The 21458-nt window shown below is 23.5% G+C and carries 18 protein-coding genes; 12 read left to right on the forward strand and 6 right to left on the reverse strand.

The features are described 5' to 3' along the window. The 8 genes from EXC57_RS02590 (at position 1) to EXC57_RS02625 (ending at position 8879) form a co-directional block, all read left to right on the forward strand. On the forward strand, positions 1–1305 hold the full coding sequence (locus EXC57_RS02590; RefSeq protein ID WP_004024548.1) for a dihydroorotase: 1305 nt from the start codon (positions 1–3) through the stop codon (positions 1303–1305). Positions 1306–1323: 18 nt separating this feature from the next. Beyond that, entirely contained in the window at positions 1324–2112 is a 789-nt protein-coding gene (locus tag EXC57_RS02595) for a dihydroorotate dehydrogenase electron transfer subunit (RefSeq protein ID WP_004024549.1), read from the forward strand. Beyond that, a complete protein-coding gene (locus EXC57_RS02600) occupies positions 2113–3027 on the forward strand; it encodes a dihydroorotate dehydrogenase (protein ID WP_129692595.1) in 915 nt (304 codons plus the stop codon). Continuing rightward, positions 3018–3722 carry an orotidine-5'-phosphate decarboxylase gene (pyrF, locus tag EXC57_RS02605; RefSeq protein ID WP_004024551.1) on the forward strand — a complete coding sequence of 235 codons (705 nt, stop codon included), beginning with the start codon at positions 3018–3020 and terminating at the stop codon, positions 3720–3722. Before EXC57_RS02600 ends, pyrF begins: the two co-directional genes overlap by 10 nt. A 114-nt stretch (positions 3723–3836) precedes the next feature. Next, positions 3837–4355 (forward strand): orotate phosphoribosyltransferase, encoded by a 519-nt coding sequence (gene pyrE / locus EXC57_RS02610; protein ID WP_267678641.1) that lies wholly within the window; start codon positions 3837–3839, stop codon positions 4353–4355. 174 nt (positions 4356–4529) lie between these two features. Continuing rightward, positions 4530–6086 carry a formate--tetrahydrofolate ligase gene (locus EXC57_RS02615; RefSeq protein WP_004024554.1) on the forward strand — a complete coding sequence of 519 codons (1557 nt, stop codon included), beginning with the start codon at positions 4530–4532 and terminating at the stop codon, positions 6084–6086. Positions 6087–6088: 2 nt separating this feature from the next. Further along, the gene (locus EXC57_RS02620) at positions 6089–7765 is read left to right on the forward strand and encodes an MATE family efflux transporter (protein WP_004024555.1); all 1677 of its coding nucleotides are present in this window, start codon (positions 6089–6091) and stop codon (positions 7763–7765) included. A 94-nt stretch (positions 7766–7859) separates the two neighbouring features. Next, complete coding sequence (locus tag EXC57_RS02625; protein ID WP_004024556.1) at positions 7860–8879, forward strand: HNH endonuclease; 1020 nt, start codon at positions 7860–7862, stop codon at positions 8877–8879. Positions 8880–8950: 71 nt separating this feature from the next. Here EXC57_RS02625 and nrdG read toward each other — a convergent pair whose 3' ends face one another. After that, positions 8951–9478 (reverse strand): anaerobic ribonucleoside-triphosphate reductase activating protein, encoded by a 528-nt coding sequence (nrdG, locus tag EXC57_RS02630; RefSeq protein WP_004024557.1) that lies wholly within the window; start codon positions 9476–9478, stop codon positions 8951–8953. A 1-nt stretch (position 9479) separates the two neighbouring features. Then, positions 9480–11615 carry an anaerobic ribonucleoside-triphosphate reductase gene (gene nrdD / locus EXC57_RS02635; RefSeq protein WP_004024558.1) on the reverse strand — a complete coding sequence of 712 codons (2136 nt, stop codon included), beginning with the start codon at positions 11613–11615 and terminating at the stop codon, positions 9480–9482. Between the two features lie 787 nt (positions 11616–12402). Here nrdD and EXC57_RS02640 point away from each other — a divergent pair. Beyond that, positions 12403–13128, forward strand: a complete 726-nt coding sequence (locus tag EXC57_RS02640) for a phosphotransferase (RefSeq protein ID WP_004024560.1) — start codon at positions 12403–12405, stop codon at positions 13126–13128. Beyond that, on the forward strand, positions 13119–14480 hold the full coding sequence (locus EXC57_RS02645) for an MATE family Na+-driven efflux transporter (protein WP_129692596.1): 1362 nt from the start codon (positions 13119–13121) through the stop codon (positions 14478–14480). The genes EXC57_RS02640 and EXC57_RS02645 overlap by 10 nt, the downstream gene beginning before the upstream one ends. A 107-nt stretch (positions 14481–14587) precedes the next feature. Here EXC57_RS02645 and EXC57_RS02650 read toward each other — a convergent pair whose 3' ends face one another. Both EXC57_RS02650 and EXC57_RS02655 read right to left on the reverse strand, forming a co-directional pair. Continuing rightward, positions 14588–15562 (reverse strand): IS30 family transposase, encoded by a 975-nt coding sequence (locus EXC57_RS02650; RefSeq protein ID WP_129692514.1) that lies wholly within the window; start codon positions 15560–15562, stop codon positions 14588–14590. A 134-nt stretch (positions 15563–15696) separates the two neighbouring features. Continuing rightward, positions 15697–16212, reverse strand: coding sequence for a hypothetical protein (locus EXC57_RS02655; protein ID WP_129692597.1), 516 nt, complete (start codon positions 16210–16212; stop codon positions 15697–15699). Between the two features lie 284 nt (positions 16213–16496). On the opposite strand from EXC57_RS02655, the gene EXC57_RS02660 reads away from it, so the two are divergent. Together EXC57_RS02660 and EXC57_RS02665 are read left to right on the forward strand one after the other, a co-directional pair. Continuing rightward, positions 16497–18248: an MIP family Ig-specific serine endopeptidase gene (locus EXC57_RS02660; RefSeq protein WP_004024562.1), complete on the forward strand. Its 1752-nt coding sequence runs from the start codon at positions 16497–16499 to the stop codon at positions 18246–18248. A 128-nt stretch (positions 18249–18376) separates the two neighbouring features. After that, on the forward strand, positions 18377–19123 hold the full coding sequence (locus tag EXC57_RS02665; protein ID WP_004024563.1) for a YoaK family protein: 747 nt from the start codon (positions 18377–18379) through the stop codon (positions 19121–19123). 140 nt (positions 19124–19263) lie between these two features. Here the strand turns inward: EXC57_RS02665 and EXC57_RS02670 are convergent, their stop codons facing one another. Together EXC57_RS02670 and EXC57_RS02675 are read right to left on the reverse strand one after the other, a co-directional pair. Beyond that, positions 19264–20835 (reverse strand): P35 family lipoprotein, encoded by a 1572-nt coding sequence (locus EXC57_RS02670; RefSeq protein WP_129692598.1) that lies wholly within the window; start codon positions 20833–20835, stop codon positions 19264–19266. A gap of 334 nt (positions 20836–21169) precedes the next feature. Further along, positions 21170–21391, reverse strand: a complete 222-nt coding sequence (locus tag EXC57_RS02675) for a transposase (protein WP_004024566.1) — start codon at positions 21389–21391, stop codon at positions 21170–21172. Positions 21392–21458 lie beyond the last annotated feature (67 nt).

Here is a 21458-nt window from a genome sequence, read left to right on the forward strand (position 1 = left end):
ATGACTTTAATAATCAATAGTAAATTATTAATAAATAATAAGCTTGTTAAAAAAGACATTTTAATTAATAAAAATAAAATAATAAAAATATCAAACAAGATTGATCAAAACAAATACAAACAAATTAAAAAAATAATTGATGCAAAAAATAATTTAACAATCCCTGGTTTAATTGATGTTCATGTGCACTGAAGAGAACCTGGTTTTACTCATAAAGAAACAATTAAAAATGGTTCTTATAGTGCTGCAAAGGGAGGGTTTACAACTGTTATGACAATGCCAAATCTTAATCCAGTACCGCATGATCTAAAATCACTTAATGTTCAATTAGACATAATAAAAAAAGATTCAATAATTAAAGCAATTCCTTATGGTTCAATAAGTTATAACCTTGAGGGAAATAAACTTTCTGATATGACCCAAATTAAAGATTATGTATTTGCTTTTAGTGATGATGGTAAAGGAATTCAAAATGCTAATTTAATGTATAAAGCAATGTTAAAAGCTAAATCATTAAATAAACCAATTGTTGCTCATTGCGAGGATGAAACTTTTATAAATTCTGGTCATATAAATGAAGGTAACATATCAAAAAAATTAAATATTAAAGGCATGTCTTTTTTGAGCGAAACTGTTCATATAGCAAGAGATTTAGTTTTAGCAAAAGAAACTAAATGTCATTATCATATATGTCATGTTTCATCTAAACATTCACTTGAACTTATTAAAGATGCAAAAAATAAAAAAATTAAAGTTACTTGTGAAGTTAGTCCTCATCATTTAATAAGTTGTGATGAAGATATATCATCAAATAATGGAAATTGAAAAATGAACCCACCTTTAAGAACAAAAGATGATAGATATCATCTAATAAAAGGAATAAAAAATAAAACTATTGACATAATTGCAACAGATCATGCACCACATGCAGAAAATGAAAAAGATGTAAAAATAGAAGAAGCAGCTTTTGGTGTAATCGGGTCAGAATTTGCTTTTGGATTACTATATACAAAACTTGTTTTAACAAAAATACTAAATTTAAATCAAATAGTTGATTTAATGACTAAAAATGTTTCTCAAATTTTTAAATTAAAAAGTGGGGTTTTAAAAGAAAAACATGTAGCTGATATAGCAATTGTTGATTTAAATAAAAGTGAAATAATAACTAAAGAATGAATATCAAGCAATTCAAAAAACACTCCTTATATAAATGAAAAAATATTTGGAATAAACATGTTGACAATATGTGATGGAAAAATAGTTTATTGTCATCAAGATTTTAAAAACAATATTAAATCTAAATAAAAACAAGGAATTAACAATATGAAAAGAAAGACTTATCAGTGTTTAATAATCGAAAATAAACCAATAGCTAAAAACATTTTTCAAATTATACTTGTTTCAGATCTAGTTAAATTTATAAATTCACCAGGTCAATTTGTAAATATTAAAATAGGTCATCAAAATAGTTCTTTTGTTTTGAGAAGACCAATATCAATTTCAAAATATAATAAACAAAACAATTCTTTTGCTTTAATATATAAAGTTTTAGGAAATGGAACCAAAGAATTGACTAAATACAAAGAAAAAGAATATCTGGATTTACTTGGTCCACTTGGAAATGGTTTTAATATTAATTCAATAAACAAACATGAAACTGCTTTGTTAATTGGTGCAGGTGTTGGAATACCTCCACTTCTTGAACTGGCTGTACAGCTAAAAAACAAGGGAACTAAAGTTATAACAGTTTTAGGTTTTAATAGCAAAGAAGAAATTTTTTATGAAAATGAATTCAAAAAAATTGGAAGCACTTATATATCAACAATAACGGATTCAAATTATTTTAAAGGTAACATAATTGAATTATTAGATAACCTAATCAAAAGCAACAATTTAACTTTTGATAAATATTATGCATGTGGTCCTCTAATTGTATTAAAAAAAATTAAAGAAATTTTTTCAAATAAAATTGGTTACTTATCAATCGAAAATAGAATGGCTTGTGGTATTGGAGCATGTTATGCTTGTGTTGTTAAAACAAATAATCAAAACGGATATTCACGGGTTTGTAAAGATGGGCCAGTTTATTTAAGTAGTGAGGTTGAATTGTAAATGAATAAAAGATTATGTGTTGACCTACCAGGAATTAAATTAAAAAATCCTATAATGCCAGCATCTGGTTGTTTTGGTTTTGGGATAGAGTTTTCAAGTTATTATGATTTATCAAAACTTGGTGCAATAATGATCAAAGCAGTAACAAAAGAACCAAGATTTGGCAATGAAACACCAAGAGTTGCTGAAACAAATTCTGGAATGTTAAACTCAATAGGACTACAGAACCCTGGTGTTGATTTTGTTTTGAATAACCAACTAAAAGAACTTGAAAAATATGATGTTCCAATAATTGCAAATATAGCTGGTAACAGCATTGATGAGTATGTTTATGTAGCCAAAAAAATTTGTAAAGCTAATAATGTTAAAGCAATTGAATTAAACATTTCATGTCCTAATGTAAAAGTTGGTGGGATTCAATTTGGAACAGATTGTAATATTGCATATCAACTTGTAAAGCAAGTTAAAGAAAATATAAATAAACCAGTTTATGTTAAATTATCATCAAATGTAACAAATATTAAAGAAATAGCAATTGCAGTAGAAAAAGCAGGTGCTGATGCTTTATCGTTGATTAACACATTAACTGGAATGGTTTTAGATCACAAAACAGGTAAACCAATTTTAGCAAATAAAGTTGGCGGGTTATCTGGTCCAGCTATAAAACCAATTGCAATAAAAATTATTTATGAAGTTTCACAAGTTGTAAAAATACCAATTATAGGTATGGGTGGCATTTCAAATGCAATTGATGTTATTGATTTCATTTCAGCAGGCGCAACAGCAGTTGCTATTGGAACAGCTAATTTTACTAACCCATATATTTGTGTTGATATTATCAATGACTTAGAAAAAGAACTTGATAAATTAAATGTATTTAATATTTTAGAATTAAGGGGTAGAAGTTGAAAATAAATAATAAAGACATAATAATAGCACTTGACTTTAATAACAAAAAAGATGTTATAAGTTTTTTAAAAAAATTAAAAAACGAAAAGTTATTTGTTAAAGTTGGAATGGAATTGTTTTATAGTTGTGGAACATCTATTATAAAAAAAATAAAGAAAATGAATCATAAAATTTTTTTAGATTTAAAACTTCATGATATTCCAAACACAGTTTATCAATCAATTAAATCACTTTTAAAATTGAATGTAGATATTATTTCAGTCCATGCATCTGGTGGTAGTGAAATGCTTAAAAAAGCTGCAGAAGCTATTAAAGAATCTAATTCAAACACAAAACTGGTTGCAATTACACAACTTACATCTACATCTGAAGAAATGATGAAAAAGGAACAAAAAATTAATTCAACTTTATTAGATAGTGTTATTAATTATGCATGTTTATCAAAAGACTGTGGAATTGATGGTGTTGTATGTTCAGTGTGGGAAACAAAGATTATAAAAAACAAATGTGGTAACAACTTTATTGTTATCAATCCAGGAATTAGAACAAAAGATGATAATCTAGATGATCAAAAAAGAATTGCAACACCAAACGATGCAAAAATAAATAATTCTGATTATATTGTTGTTGGTAGATCAATAACTAAAAATAAAAACTGTCTAGAAAAATATTTACAAATAAAAAAAGATTTTTTAAGTTAGGTAATACAAATTATGAGCAAAAAAATAATTGATTTATTATTAAAAATAAAAGCAATAGAAATTAAAAAAGATAAAAATGATTGATTTACATGAACATCTGGTATATAGTCACCAATATATTGTGATAATAGATTAATAATTTCATATCCCGATGTTAGAAAAACAATAACTGAAAATTTTGTTAGTTTAATTAAAAAAAATTTTAAAGACATAGATTATATAGCTGGAACAGCTACTGCTGGAATTCCACATGCAGCTTGAGTTAGTGATAAATTAAATTTACCAATGATTTTTGTTAGGAGTGAAGCAAAAAAACATGGAAAATCAAAACAAATAGAAGGTATGTTTGAAAAAGGTAAAAATGTTGTTGTTATAGAAGATTTAATCTCTACTGGAAAATCTTCTATAAATGTTTGTAAAGCTTTGAACGAAAATGGTTTAAATGTTGTAGGCGTTGTAGCAATATTTAGTTACAATTTACCAATTTTTAAAAAAAGCTTTGATGACATTAATGTTCCTTTTTACACAATGACAAACTATGATTTTTTATTAGAATATCTTGATGATGAAAAAATCATTAATAACAACCAAAAATCCACTTTAAAAATTTGAAGAGATGAACTTTTAAAATAAAAAAATAGATTATCTTAAATAGTTAATTATATTAATTGCAGTTAATAATAGTGACTATTTATTTTTTATTTACTTTTATTATTCTTAATTAACATAATTAAAAATAATTTTTGATTTATTAAATAAAATGAGATTTAAAATAAACTTAATATATTTTTCAATGAGGTATATAACATGAATAAATTAAATATATTTTTTAAAAATGAAGATATTAAACAATATGGAGATTTTTATAAAATTAAATCTGAAAACTTTAAAGACAAAAATAGAAAAGGAAAACTAATTTTAGTAACATCAATAAATCCAACACCAACAGGAGAAGGTAAAAGTACCACACTTATTGGTTTAAATGATTGCTTTAATTTTGCAAACAAAAATTCAATTGCAGTTTTAAGACAACCATCAATTGGACCATTTTTTGGTATCAAAGGTGGCGCGACCGGAAGTGGTGAATGTTCTATTTTAAATAGTGATGAAATTAATACAGGTTTCACTGGTGATTTTTACTCTATTGAAACAGCAAATAACTTAATTTATTCAATAATAGAAAATGAAATATATTTTAATTCTGAATTAGATATTGATAAATCAAAAATATTGTGAGATAGATGTATTGATATAAATGATAGATCTCTTAGACAAATAAATTATTTTATAAACAAAAATAATCAACAAAATGCAAGTTTTGCTATTACTGCTGCATCTAGATTAATGGCAGCATTTTGTTTAGCAAATGATTATGAAGATTTAAAAAATACAATTGAAAATACTATAGTTGCTTATACAACAAAAAATAAACCAATATATATAAAAGATCTTAAAATTGTTGATTCAATCATGCTTATTTTAAAAAATGCCATTAAACCAAATATTGCATTTTCAAAATATAATTCACCAATCATAATACATGGTGGACCTTTTGCTAATATAGCTCATGGCTGTAATAGTATAATAGCAACAGATATAGGATTAAAAGTTAGTGATTATACTTTCACAGAAGCAGGATTTGGTGCTGATCTTGGTGCTGAAAAATTTTTAAATATAAAATGTAGAAAAATGAAAGTTGTTCCATCACTTGTTGTAATTACAGTGACTTTAAAATCATTAAAATATCATTCTGGGATAAAAGTTGAAGATTTAGATAAACCAAATTTAAATGGGATAGAAATAGGTTTTGATAACTTATTAAAACACATTGAAACAATTAAAGGATTCGGATTGAATTATGTTGTTATTTTAAATAAACACAATATTGACACAGATAGCGAAATAAATGAATTTAAATATAATTGTGAAAAATTCAATATTAATTTTGCTATATCTACTATGTGACAAGATGGTCCAAGTAAAAACCAACATTTAGTTGCATTTATTGAAGAAAATTTAAAAGAAAATAAAGAAATTAATTTCACATATAAATTAGATAGTGATATTAAAACAAAAGTAAAAGAAATTGCAAATAAAGTGTATGGTGCAAATGATGTTAATTATTCACAAGAAGCTTTAGATATTATAAAAGAAATAGAAGAACAATGTAAGGGATATTACATTTGCATTGCTAAGACATTTAGTTCATTATCTGATGATCCAAAAAAACTTAATAGACCAAAAAATTTTAATATAAATGTAACAGACATAAAAATTAACCACTGTGCAAAATTTGTTATTATAATAACATCACAGATTTATTTAATGCCAGGTCTTCCTAAAGTACCTAAAGCAAAGAGTTAATTATGATTAAAAACAATGAAGGAAATAATAAATTTAGTGACGATTCATCTAAAGTTAATAGCGCTGTAAAACTTTTTGAAAACACATCAATATTTAAAAGTTTATTCAAAATTGTGACATTAGCAATAATTGTTTCACTTGCCACTGGAATTTATGTTTTTGTAGACCAAATTTTAATGGTTAGAATAATTCCGCTTAATCATTATTTTAGTCAATCAAATGTTTTTGGTAATGAACAATTTGAATCAATTAAAAAATTAATAGATGAGAAATCACAAATGATGGAATCAATTCCAAGTTTAGCTGTTTCAAGCATTGTTAGAACATCTGTATCTTTATCATCACCATTAACATTAATATGTACTGCAATATCTTTATTATTAGGTCTTGGAACATCAATCGCTTACTCTAAAGATCTTGGTAAAAAAGATTATAAAAAAGCAACTTTAACTTGAAGTAATGGTTTTTATAATACATTAATCACATCATTGATAACATCAGCAATTTTGATTGGATTAACATTTATATTAATTCCTGTTCAGGCAAATCAAACAAACGCTGAAAAATTAATTGGTGATCAGTATTTATCCAAATGAAATCAAAGTGAAATTGATACATTACAAAATTTTTTAAATTACACAAGAAATCTTTCTATTAATTGGGCAGTTCAATACTCTTTAATTATTATTGGTTTTAATGTTTTTAATAACTACATTATGTTGTTTATATCATTGTTAAATAGTGAAGGTAAAAATGCTATTCCAACTGCGTTTATTTTAATTTCTAATGTCTTAAATATAGCATTAGATTTTGCTTTACTTTATTTAACAACACTTGGAATAAATGCTGCTGCAATTGCAACTGTCATAAGTTGAATTATTGGAGTTGCAATTTTTGTGTCATTTATTTGATGACAAAACAAAAAAAAGCTAACACTTTTAGAATTCAAATATTTAAAAATTAAAGAGTTTAGATTTGATTACAAAATTATTTTGTATATTTTTGCTATTGGCATAGCAAGCTTTTTTAGAAATGCTTCTACTGCTGTTTATTCACTTATCCAACAATCAATTTATGGGCAAATAACTCAACCAATTACTGGAAAAGAACAAACATATTATCTAACTATCCTTGGAGCTGTGAACCCAATTTATAATTTATTTTTCTCAGCAATTATTGGTGTAATAAGAGGTGCTAGAACTGTCATCACCTATAATTATGTAAGAAATGAACAACAAAAAGTCCAAAAAGCTTATTTAATATCAATGGCTATGGCATTTGTTTATGCTTTTATTTTCTTTATTATTGTTTCATTTATTCTACAAAATCAATTCTTGTGATTGTTTGATATCATTCCAGGACATAGTAATTATAATGATGCACTAATTTTATTAAGGGTAATTATGGGACAACTATTATTATTTTCATTTACTATTAGTGGAATGTTGTATTTTCAATCTACTGGGAAACCAATTAGATCTATTATCTCATCCATTATGTATGGTACTATAATTGGAATTCCTGGATTATTTATTGCTAGTGAAATTGCAAAAGCTACAAATAACATGGATATTTATATATATTCACCATTAATCATCATATCAATAAGTGGTTTATTAGTTTTTACTTATAGTACATATTATGTATTTAAAAAACCAAAAATTTATATTGAATATTAATTTAACTTTTATTTTTTTGGATGTTTAATAACATTATTTTTTTAATTAATTTTAATTTCATAATACCAACTATAGTTGGTAAAATAAATTTATTATGAAAGATAAAGTTAGTATTGTTGAGTTTTGTAATGAAATTTTTAAAGTTAATGCACCATTAGTTTTTGGAAATTTTAATGAAGAAGATTCTATAATATTTGAAAAAATCAATGAAATAAGGAAAACTAAAACTATTTTTTATCCATATAAACCATTTCTAATATTATCAATTCTTCAAGCATATGATTTTGAAAATATTTTTAATAAAAAAATTAACATATCTAATATAAAAATTGTTAAGAGATTTTATGATCTAATAACAAATGATTTATTATTATTCACTATTTTAAAATATCAAAAAAGCAAATCAAATTGAGATTTGAGTTTAGGATTAAATAATAGTACTTATAGCGAAAATCTTGATGTTTATAGAAGTGTTTTATCTATAATTAAACAATCACCTGTTAAAGCTATGTCTAATTATGATTTTGTGATTAAAACAGATGCTAATAATATAGAGATGAATGTCGAAATTATAAATTGAGAATTAGAAAAACAATTTTTAATTTCAAAATGTTGTGAAAATATCAAAAAGTGTATACCTTGATATAGTTATTTGAATGAACAAGAAATAAAAATTTATGATTTTAATTTTGATTTAGACATTCAAAATATGATGTTAATTAATGATAAAGTAGATGAAATAAAAGTGAGAAAATTTCAACATTTATTTAGAAAAACAATTCTAGATAGAGATTTAAAATGTTGCATTTGTTGCAGTGATAATTCAGTTATTTTAGATGCATGTCATATTAAACCATACTCAGTATGTAAAGAAAATGAAGCATATGATGAAAATAATGGTATTGTATTGTGCAAAAATCACCACAAATTATTTGATTCAGGTTTATTTACTTTTAATAACGAATGAAAAGTTGTTATTTCAAAAAAGCTTAACAATGTTGATACAAGTTTATATTTTAAACAATACGAAGAATGTCATAGTTTATTGTCTAAAAAAATGTCATTTAATAATATTTTTTTAGAATACCATAGTAAGTTAATTTTTAGAAAATAATTTAAATTAATTAAATAAAAAATAGCTCCAATTATATTGGAGCTATAAATATTTGTTTGCTTTAAAGTTTATTACTTATAACTTTTAAGTGTTGGGTTCCCATCAAAATTATCATCAAATAAAACTATTTTATTTTGTGAAATTGTTTTTTTAACATCAATAACTCTTTGATTAGAACTACCAACTCATTTTAAATTACGATCAAAAAGTTTTATTTCAAATTTTCCATCGCAAACAACATCTAAAAGTTTTATAAAATCGTATTTAATAATATCTTCAAACATATAACCTGTATATAATCATTGGTTTTTATTTGGGAACTTAACTGCAATTTCTTTAATCAATTCACCAATTTCATTAGCATTTATTGGATGTAATGGATCACCACCACTATAAGTTATTCCAGATACATAATCTTTTTTTAGTTCTTCAAAAATTTCTTGTTTAGCACTAACATCAAAAACAATACCACCATTAATGTCATGTGTTATTGGATTATGGCAACCAGGACAATTGTGTTCACAACCAGCTACTCATAACACTGTTCTAATTCCATATCCATTAAGCATGTCATCTTTTGTTATATTATGATATCTCATATTACATACTCTTTCTATCTGCAATTTCATCCATTTTAGCTTGATTTAATCTTGAATCCCCATTAACTCTTGAATAAGATAAATATCCATTCATTCTTTCTATTTTAGTTAAATTCATAGATTTACATAATCTACATATATTCATATTTAGTTCTTGATGTCCACAATCAGCACAATAAGAAAGTGATAAATTTACACCCTCATAAAAGCCAAGTTTCATTGCTCTTCTAACTAATGCTTTAATAGCACCAATATTGTAGTTAATTGGGTATTTAACATATTGAATTTTTCCACCATTTGAAAGATTTCAAAATCTTTTTTCTAAATCTTGTTTTTGAATTGGTGTTATATCTTCACAAACATGACAATGGAATGAATTTGAAACATAACTTTTGTCTGAAACATTATCAATTATTCCATAAAGATTTCTAAATTGTTCAACTTGCAAACCACAAAGACTTTCTGCTGGAGTAGCATAGATTGCATACAATATATTATCTTGTTTTTTGAATTCTAAAACTTTTTTGTTAATGTACTCTAAAACATCAATTGCAAAATTACCATCTTCAACTAATGATGTTTGATTATAAAGTTGTTGCAATTCATTAAGTGCTGTAAAACCAAAAGAAGCTGTAGCACTTTTTAAAAGTGGTTCAATTGTTTCATGTGGTTTTAAAAATCCATTATAGAAACCACCCTCGCAATAAGCTAATGGGTTTGTTGATGCTTTTATTTTTGATAAGTATTTGTATGTTTTAATATGTAATTCTCTTATAATTTCAAGATAATAATCAAGCGTTTGATAAAAATCTTTATTTTCAACTCTTGATTGTTGAAGAATCATAGGTAAATTTAAAGATATTGCACCGATATTAAATCTACCAACATAAATTGGTTCATCTTGATCATCTTGAGGGTTAATTCCTCCATTTTTATATCAAGGTGATAAAAATGCTCTACACCCCATAGGTGATATAACTTTTTTATATTTTTTATAAATATCACATACATATCCTTCACCAGTCAAGCTTAATCAATCAGGATACATAGCTTGTGATGAACATAAAATTCCAGCATCGAATACATCAGAATTAATTTTATTTTCACCATGAAGTTCTTCATCATATAAAAATACAATTTTAGGAAATAATACAGGTTTTTTATATCCATCTTTTCCTTGGCCTTTTCTTCTAACTTCAAAACAAGTTATTGATGCTAATTTTTCAAATTTTGATGTTCCAAGTCCTAAAGTTACAGTGATAAAAGGATAATCACCTCTAGAACTACCAACAGTATTAAATTTATATTCAAGCCCTTGTCATCCTTGAACAAAATCTTTTCTAACATCATTAAAGGCTTCTTTTTCAGCTGTAATTTCATCAATATTTAATCTTTTGTATTTACTTAAATATTTTTTATAAGATTTTTCAGCATATTTTGCTAAAACTTTATCCATTTCACACAATGTAAAACCACCATATTGCTGACCAGCTGTTGATAAAACAATATCTCCTATAACATCAAAAGCTGAATCCAATGTAGATGGTTCATTATATCAAATGTTACCCATTTCAAAACCATTATTCATAACAGTTTCAATATCAAATAAACAACAATTTATTGTGTCTCTTCTGGAACTCATATCATGAATATAGATATACCCATCATTTAAAGCTTGTAATTCTTTTTTGTTCAAAAAGAATTTTTTATATAGTTCTTTGTTTAATTCATTAAATATTAAGCTTCTTTTAGTTGAAACTAAAGAACTATCTAAATTACTATTTTCTTTATCACCAAAATACATTATTGACTGACTTTTCTTATATACATTGTCCAACATTAAAACAAAGTCTTTTTTATAATTTCTATAATCTTTGTATGATTTGGCAACATCTTTAAAATTTTTCTCTAATGCTGTTTCTACAATATTATGCATTTGAGTTATGTTTATTTTTGAAATATTTTTTGATTTTATTATATCTACAATATCTTTTACTAAGATATCAAAGTCTTGTTCTTTTAGATCAATAAGAACTCTTTCAGCTGATTTTGACACAGCATTTATTATTTTTTTAGCATCAAAATCTTCGAGACGATTGTCTTTTTTTATTATTTTTATATTCATTAACTCAGTCATATTTACCTCTTTTAAATTAATAAATGCAACCTTTATTTAAAGGGCGCTTAATAATTCTAAATATAATAAATGTAATTTTTAATTAATTTTTATAAATTAATAAAAATTAATAAAATTAATATTGAACAAAAAATAATTAACTTTTATAAAGTAAATTTAAAATAAATAAAAATTATTTTATTTTTTAAATAGGTGTGTTTCCGATATTATTATAAGTTGAGTTAACAAAATATAAGGAAATAAACAAAATGAATATGAAAAGTTTTTTTTAAAAAATAATCAGTTATAGTATTTTTAATTTGAATCTATAAAATGCAAATTTAGCGATATAACACTTTTATATTATTTACATATTAGATATTGTGATGTTTGCTTTTAAATTTAAATGGCTTAATTAATATAAAAAAAATGAAAACAAGAAAAGATTTTTAAAAAAATGATGCAAATATATGCAAAATTAAATTAACAATATTTGAGAATAGATAGGTTACCTCATAAAGATATTTGTTATTAATGTGTAAATCAAATATTTGATGTCGATATTATATGTAATTTTAGAAAAAGTGCATTTAATTTTAAATTTAAGAATTAAATACAAAAAAATGAATATAGAAAAAATTGAACAATATATGATTTTATTTATAAAAACATAATGTTTAAATAAAACTAATAAATTTTGCAATATATTAATTACGATAAATTAAAGTTAAAAATAATTGATAAAGAAAGTTGTTTTTAAATTACTTAATAGTGAAAAATAAGATTTTAAATTAATGGTAGATTATTTATGAAATTTGAGACTAAAATTTTATCAGTTGAAAAATTACACGGCGGAAGATCAACAAATAATGTTGAAAAAATTAATAAAATTTATGTGAGAAGACCACACAAAAAAGAAAGTGATTTCGCAAACAATATTCTTATTTTTTTAGAAAAAAATGGTTTTGATTTTTCTCAAAAATATCTTGGAACCGATGATGATAATTATGATTATTTTGAATATATTAAAGGTTTTGTTCCTTTAGATATTGGTAACATAGATATAAATCAATTAATAGAATTTATGAAAATTGTGAAATTAATGCATGATATTTCAACAAAATTTACAAATAACAATAATTTAGTTATTTGTCATAATGATTTATCACCATGTAATGTAGTTTTTGAAAATAACAAACCAATAGCAATAATAGATTGAGATACTGCAAGTATTGGAAAAAGATGAGAAGACTTAACATACATTGTTTGGCTATGAATTAATTTAGGTGATCCATTAAAAAATGATGATTTAAAACTAAATCAAATGGAATTATGTTTAAAAGCATATGGTTTAAATAAAAGTATATTAAGAAATTTTGCAGAAAAATTAATATGAAGAATGCAAAAAGTTATTAATGATATGGATATTAAAAACCCTCAGTACCAAAAAACAAAAAAATGAGTTGAATATTCTCAAAAATGAGTAGGGAAAAACAAGGAAAAAATAAATGACATTATTAAACAATGCAAATAAAACAAGCTTTAAAACAAATAAATTTTAAAATATTGTTTGCTATATTTTTAACCTTGCTTATCCCTACCATATATAAAATATTTAGAATATTTTGACTTGGTAGTTTCCCAGATGATAGTCAATTAAACATAGCAAGTCAACTATCATGAATTAATTTAATATATGAAGTTATTCAAGAATCATTAATTTTGCCACTATATTGTGTTATTGGGAATTGCAAAGATAATAGAGAGAGAAGCAACAGAATAAAAACAAGTTTTTTAGTTATTGTAATTTTTTATTTAGTAGTTATGGTTTTCATTATTATTTTTGCAAAAGATCTTGTTAATTTATTAGGTCAATCAAATGGTTTAATAAATGAAACAATAACTTACATAAGACTTGAAACAGTGGCAGCATTATTTTTAACATCTTGAAAATTTTTCATTATAGTAATAACAATTTATAGTAAACAAATTTACTTGTATATTATATTAATATCTCAAATGTCTTTATCTATATTATTTGATACTTTTCTTGTAAGTAATCTTAATTTTTCAGCTAAACTTGGAGCAAATGGTATTGCAATCACAAATATAATTGTTAATTTGGTTATAGTAGGTTTAGCCTTAATATTATTGAAACAACAAGATATTAACTTTTTTGAAAGAAAAAAGTGATCTTTTAAATGGACAAAAATATGATTTAAACAAGGATTATTTTCTGGAGTTGAATCATTTATAAGAAATTTAGTTTTTTCTTTAGTAATAATAAGAATGGTAAATCTTGTCAATCAACAAGGTAATTATTGGATTGCTAATAGTTTTATATGAGATTGATTATTATTGCCATCACTAGCATTAAGTGACCTAATCAAAAGAGATATTGGAGAAAGTGGCAAAAAATCAATTGAAAATAATACATGTGGATATATCTTAATTGTAATTGCTCTTATATCTTTATGATTAATATCAATTCCGTCATGAAAACCATTTATAAAGTATGTGTTAAATGCAAAAGATTATAATTCTATTTATAATATTGTGTTAATCCAAACCGGTTTTTATATAACATTTTTATTTAATAATTGTATATTTGATAGCACATTTTATGGATATGGAAAAACAAGTTACATGTTAATTCAATCAATATGTATAAACATAATTTATTATGGAATTGTTTTTACATTGTTCTTATTAAAACTATTTGTTCCAAATTTACTAAACATAGTTTTGATGTTTGGAATAGGTATGGTATTAGATTTTATTCCTTCTTTATTTTTGTTTATATGATTAATAAAGAAAGAAAAAATTAAAATAAAATTTAAAAATTTTGAAATAATTAATAAAAATAAAAAAACACTAATTATTTAATAAATATTTTGTTAAATTAGTGTTTTCCCTAACTGACATGTGAAGTGCAACACTTCAATGTTACATTAAACTCTCGACTTTGAAATATAAGTTGAGAGTTTTTTGTTTTAAATATTTTCTTGATACATTTGGTAAGCTGTTTTATAACCAAACATTTTTCTTGGGATGTTGTTTACTTTTCATTCAAGAGTTTTTATTTTATCTTCACTTACTAAACTGAAGTCAGTTCCTTTTTTATATCATCTTCTAACTATCCCATTTATGTTCTCGTTGGACCCTCTTTGGAATGAAGAATAAGGTTGGCAATAATAAACTTTAAAGTTGAATTGTTTTGCAGTTATTCCCATCATTTGAAACTCTAACCCATTATCAACAGTGATGCTTTTTATTGGGAGTTTTTCATCTCGAATAATGGTATACATTTTAGCCATCATTGATCTAGCGTTTTTACCTTTTATTTTTCTAATAATTGCCAACCTTGTTTTTCTTTCTACTAATGTTAATAAGTGGTAATAACCACTTTGCCTTTTACTAACTATTAGATCAGCTTCTCAATGTCCAAATTCTTTTCTTTTGTTTATCTTTTCTGGTCTTAGACTATAAGGAATGCAGTATTTTCCATCAATTTTAGAAAATATACCTATTTTTCTTCTTTTTCCTTTAACATATTTTCTTCTTAAACAATCTCTTCTTTGTATCTTTCAAATCTTGCTATTGATTCATCTAAATACTTGCCTAGCACTTGGAACTTTAACTAATGGATAGTTTTCTTTTATTCAAAAAATTGTAGCTTCTACACCATGAGATTTAGGATTAAATTTTTGAATAAAAAGATCTGTGAAGTTTTTGTACTTCAACATAAAAAACATATGACAATTTGATTTTCTTCTAATGTATTTTTTGTGAGCATTTGATGAATAATAAATTCCTGTTGAAGATGTGTTTCTTTTTAATTCTCTTGATATTGTTGATTTGTTTTTATTTAAGATTTTTGCAATCTTATTCATAGAATATTTTTCTTTATTTCAAAGAAAATAAATTAAGCATCTTTCTTCTTTTGTTAAATGTTTATAAGTTTTCATAAGCACTCCTAATATTCATTATCTTTTTATTAGTGAACACTTACAAACAAAACAAATGAAGTGCACACTCTTTTTCGAGTGTTGCACTTCACATGTCAGTCGAGCAAAACACTAATTATTTAATAAATATTTTGTTAAATTAGTGTTTTTTCTGTAACTTTTATTGCTGTGAATGTTGCTGTTTTTGAATTTTTAATATCTAATATTGACACACTAACAGTGTAGTTGTTTTTATTATTGTTATCATAAGCTATTGCAATAATATAAGTTAATTTACTATTATAATAACTGCCCATTAAATTAACTCCATTATCAAAACAAGAAACAAAATTTTTAAAACCAATTTCATTTTTTATTAGATAAGTTTTTGTTACATAATTTGGTATTAAAGTATTTGGAATATCTGGAAGCTCAGGAGGATAAAATATTTCTAGATATTTAGATAAATTTTCTATAGTAACTCAATTTTTCAGATGTAAAAAAGACATTGTTTTATCTCATGCTACTTCATAGACTTTTTCTTCAACTTTTTCTTTATATCAAAGATCATATTTATTATAGTGAATTGTTACAATTGGAATTGTAACCAATCCACCAACAAAAAATAACCCACCACACAAAGTTGCAATTTTCTTGGGAGATAATTTCATATTATTTCTTTATCCTTTAATTAAACAATATAAATATAATTTAATATTTTCATAAACTATTATATCGTATAGTTAATTTTTAATTTACCATTAAACAAATTAGTTAATAAATAGCATTTTTCGTTTTTATTAAAGCGTTATTTTTTTTAATTTATTTATTTATTTGAACAAAACTTTCTTATTACCACAGTTAATAAACTTTTAATATTTTTCAATATAAATTTAGTTAAATTAAATTTATAAAATTATGCATATTAAATTTTATTATTTATAATTTTTATAAGATGAAAAAAAGTATCAAATTAACAGTTTATTCATTTTTATCACTACTTGCAATAGGTAGCATAACTGTTCCAGTAGCAATAGTTTTTTCTGTTCATACAAATTCTAGCAATAATTCATCTAATGAAAATAAACCAACAGTTGATAACAACAAACCACCAACAAATAATGAAAATAAGCCACCAGTTGATAACAATAATCCGCCTATTGATAATAATAAACCTCCAGTTGATAACAACATTCCAAACAGTGATAAAGAAATAGGGGAAGAACTGTCTAATAAATTGCAACTTGAAAGTTATAGTAATGGTTTTACACCAAACCAAAATCAGCCTAATCTAAATTGATATAAAGATAGATCATTAAAAAATAGTGATTACATGAATCTATTAAATAACATCACTTTTTCATTGTTTTTTAAAAATGAAGTAGGTACAAATGATCCAGAAGTTATTAAAAGCTTAAGTGGTGGAACTGGTTGATTATTAGATTATGCTTTTTGTAAAGATTCAACAAACAACAATTACATTAAACTTTTTATTGGAACAAATTTTCATGTTGCAAGACATTTAATAAACACAAATGAAAACGAGGAATACAAACAAAATGATGTTATTTCAAAAGGTGGATATACAAAAGAATTTGGATTAGCTTGATATGAAAACAATAGATATACATCTTTAATTTATAAAAATCAAAGAATTCCCAAAACTGTTTTTATGGCTAAAGATTTTATTAAAGATAAAAATGCTGATGATTATGTAAAAAATTATTTAAAAGAAAATAACAAAACTGAAGAATATAATGGTTATTTTGCAGATTTTGCAGTCCTTGAATGAGATTATTATGAAAACGAATCTACTAGCAATTCTAGTGATTTATCAAAACCAGCTAAAAGACTATCAATAAAAAACAAAATTGATTCTGTAATTAATACATATAATAGTTTTTATGATAGATTGTCAAATTCTAGACCTAATGAATATAAAAATAGAAGTAAATCTACAATATACACAGATTTAAGTTATATTGATGTAGCTTTTTATGATTTGTATGTAAGACCAAGATTTGAAGCAGCAACAAAAGAAAGTGAAATTAATAACATTAAAAACAAACAAAAAGAATTGGATAATAAGTGAAATGAAACTATATTTAAATATTATTCAAACTATACTTTAGAGCCAACAAATGTTTATTTGTATGGTTATCCATGAGATAGCCAAAGTAGAGGTGTGCCAATGGGAACTGTTGAGATTCAAGATTATGATAAACCAGCTGGACAATTCAGACTCCCAAGAACATACTCGCATTTTTACTATACTCATTTAAGTTGAAAAAATTTGAATGGTAATAATAATCATCAGGTTTATTGAGACAATAAACCTACGTTCTCATATTATGGCAATTTAGAAAAAACAATCTTTCCAAGAAACACAAAAACTCCAAGCTATGGGGGTATTAGTGGTAGTTTAGTTATTAATGATGAAGGTTTGTTTATAGGACTTGTATCATCTTCTTACCAAAACACAACAATTATTGATAACAATAATAATTATTCTGAGGTTGGCACTATAAATTTTGTACCTTTTGTTAATAATTTTCCCACTAGTTCAGAACCATCATATTTACCAATTCAAGCTTATAATTTAATAGATGGTAGCGATAAGTTAAGATACCCAAATCAAACAAAATCTTTTAAAGATCAATTGTTTAAATATCACCCAAATATAAAATCAAAATTATTTAGTAAATAGACAATAATAGATTTAAACACAATATTTTTCATTAATGAATTAAGCACATAAATTTTATATAGTTAAATCAACAAATCAATAAAAAGTCTTTATTGATAAAACATTATGTAGATTTATAATTAAGCATTATGAAAAAATATATTGGAAGTTTAGATCTATTATTATTTATTTTTCTATGTTTTTTATGTGGATTAATAGATGCTTACTGTTTTTTATATAGGGCACAAACATTTACTTTATTTCAAACTGGAAACTTAATAAAATTAATTATTTTTTATGTTAAAGGTAATATAAGTGAAGCATCATATTCTTTGATTCTTTTTGTTTCTTTTATATTATTTACTTTTATATTTTATTTTGTATCGAAGTTATTTAAGAACCTAAAAATTAGTTTTAAACCTATAGTCTTATTAATTTGTATGATATTAATAATTCCAAGTATTGTATTAAAATTTAATACAATAAATTATATTAGTTACCAAAACATAATTTCTGGTTTATGTTTATCAGCAATCGGAGGTTTAATTGCAATTAGTTTTAAAAGAGTTCATTTAAACAAAAAAAGAAAAATACAGTTTAATGCTGCAATGATGACAGGAAATACTAAAAATATGATAATGTCATTAGTTAATGGTATTAAGTATAAAAATAAGAATTTTTTGTTTGAATCATTTTGTTATTTTTTAATGTTAATTACTTTTTCAATTGGGATTTTAACAACAGCACTAATTCAAAATTATATTGTTTTGCCAAATAGTTTATATATTAATTTTGGTTTAATATATTTATTTTTATTGTTAAGCTTAATAACTATGTTAACTATCACAATTAATTTAAAGAATGTTGATGTTGTTGGCGTTAATGATAAAACATAGTTTTATATTAACCATTTAAAAAACCTACCTTATGATACAAGATAGGTTTTTTAAATATTCTAATTCAGTTAATAATATAAATTTATTTCAAAATATTTAATTTATCTTTTTTAAACTTATTCAATTAATTTTATAAATAATTAATTACCATAACCCAATTTTACTTCTAAAGTAAAATAAGCTTCATTTTCATACTTGTTATATTCATATGTATAACCTGGTAGTGGTACAAGTTTCATTCTTACGTATGCTTTTCTATAACTTCAAAAATCTGATCATATATCAACAAATTCTACATCCATGTTTCATTTTTTAAGATCATCTTTCATAAGTTCTTGAACATCTATCACTATAATTTGTTTATCTAATTCATGTTTAAATTGATTTCTTAAACCTTTATTTGTTCTAAAACGTGACACTAATAATTTAATATCATTGTTGTAATATTTGCCAACATTTTCTCAAGTAGCTGTTTTTAGAACAATGTTAATATTTTTCATCTTTAGTTGTTTTTCAACATTAGTGTTATCTTCTCAGTGAAAACCTTGTTTTGGAACAATTGTTAAAACAATATCATATTTGTTATCAAAACCTTTTGTACCAGGAGCTTTATTTGAAGAAGTGATAATCTTGATGTCTTTTATTTCTGAATTGAATAGTTTTAATTTATCAGCAATTTTAGAGTAATTTATTTTATTATCATTTGTATTCTTTTCAATTAAACCAAGTTGTTTTAAAACTTCTACTTTGAATTTTTCACTATTAAAGTTGTAGTCAATTAAAAGTAATTGTTTTTTTTGATCAATATCACTAAAACTTAAAGGGGCATTCAATTTAATATTAACTTTTTCTGTTATAGTTTTATTTTCTTTTGTAAGATTAATTGCAATGTCTTTTAAATTAATTTCAATGTTAGGCAATGGAATACTTATAATAATTTCTTTATTTACTTTACTATTAGATAGTTCATTAAATGTAAAATAAATAAATTGTTTATCTACATAAAAGTCATTTTTATCTTTTAGTTTATATGTAATATTTTCATTATTTTTTTTAATTAATTTGTTAATAAAGTCATCTGTTTCAATATATTTAAATAGATGATCAATATTGCTTATTTTAATGATTTCATTATTATTGAAATAAATAATTTGTTTGTTAGTTAAATCAACTTGCTTAAAAGTTTTTGTTTTCTTGAAATCTAAATTATTTGATAAAGAAATTGTTGATGATTGTATATCATTATTTGATGTAGTAATAATTTTTTTATCTTTATTTAATAGATCTTCTAATAATTTTTTATCATTGTTTTTAAAAAGTTCATCAGTAGTTGTGATTAGACTAATATCCTTTTTTAAATCAATACTAAATTCATTATTTTCTTGTTCTTTTTCGTTATCTTTATTTTCTTCTTTTTTGTCTATATTATTTTTTTCTTTTTCATCATTAGTATCTGAATTTATGTTATTGTCTTTGTCATCTTTGTTTACAACATCATTATCATTTGGTATTTTTTCTTCATCAGGATTTCCAGATTTTTTATCTAAATTAATATCATCATTTTTTGGTTGATTAGTGTCAGGAGATTTTTTCTGTGTGTGAGTTGGTTTGTTCAAAGATAAAACAACTGCAGTTGGAATAGCTAATAATAAACCAATAGAAGAAATGCTAAGCAAAATCTTTTTTAATTTATTTTTCTTTTTCTTTTCCATTTTTATATCCCTTTCTAGAATATGAATAAAAGTATTAAATGATAAAATAGTGCAAATATTTTAAAAATTAATTTTTATTCATATTTCTTTTTTTTTAATTATCAACGCATAATAAAAACAATGCAAGAATTTAAAAAACTAAAAAACAAATAAATGTTTTCAAACATTAAAATGAAATTTATGCTTGCTTTATGGTGCTGTAGAGATTTTTGGAGGAACTAATTTTAGGGTATATCATGAATCACTTGATAACAACTATATTTATATAACATAATCTGTCATGAGATAGGGCAGTTAATTAATTTAATATTTGAGGTTAACTGTGAACATCTTTTTAATCATAATCTTCTTGAGTGTTGAATAAACACAAGTAAATTATTTTTGATAATGATTGGTGATTTGTAAAATAAACTTTTGTTTTTGTAATATTTATAATATTTCTATTTAGATTTTCTATTGTATTTATTTTATAGATTATTTTTTCTAATTTCATATGAATAATAAAAAATGTTACTAATTCATCAAGGTTATTTTTTCATGATTTAATAGTACACATATATTTTCTTCTCAAGTTTTTTCAAATGAGTCCAATGCTTTAAGTGCAGTATCATAACTTGGTAATT

The organism is Malacoplasma iowae, from assembly GCF_900660615.1.
Taxonomy (GTDB): domain Bacteria; phylum Bacillota_I; class Bacilli_A; order Mycoplasmatales; family Mycoplasmoidaceae; genus Malacoplasma; species Malacoplasma iowae.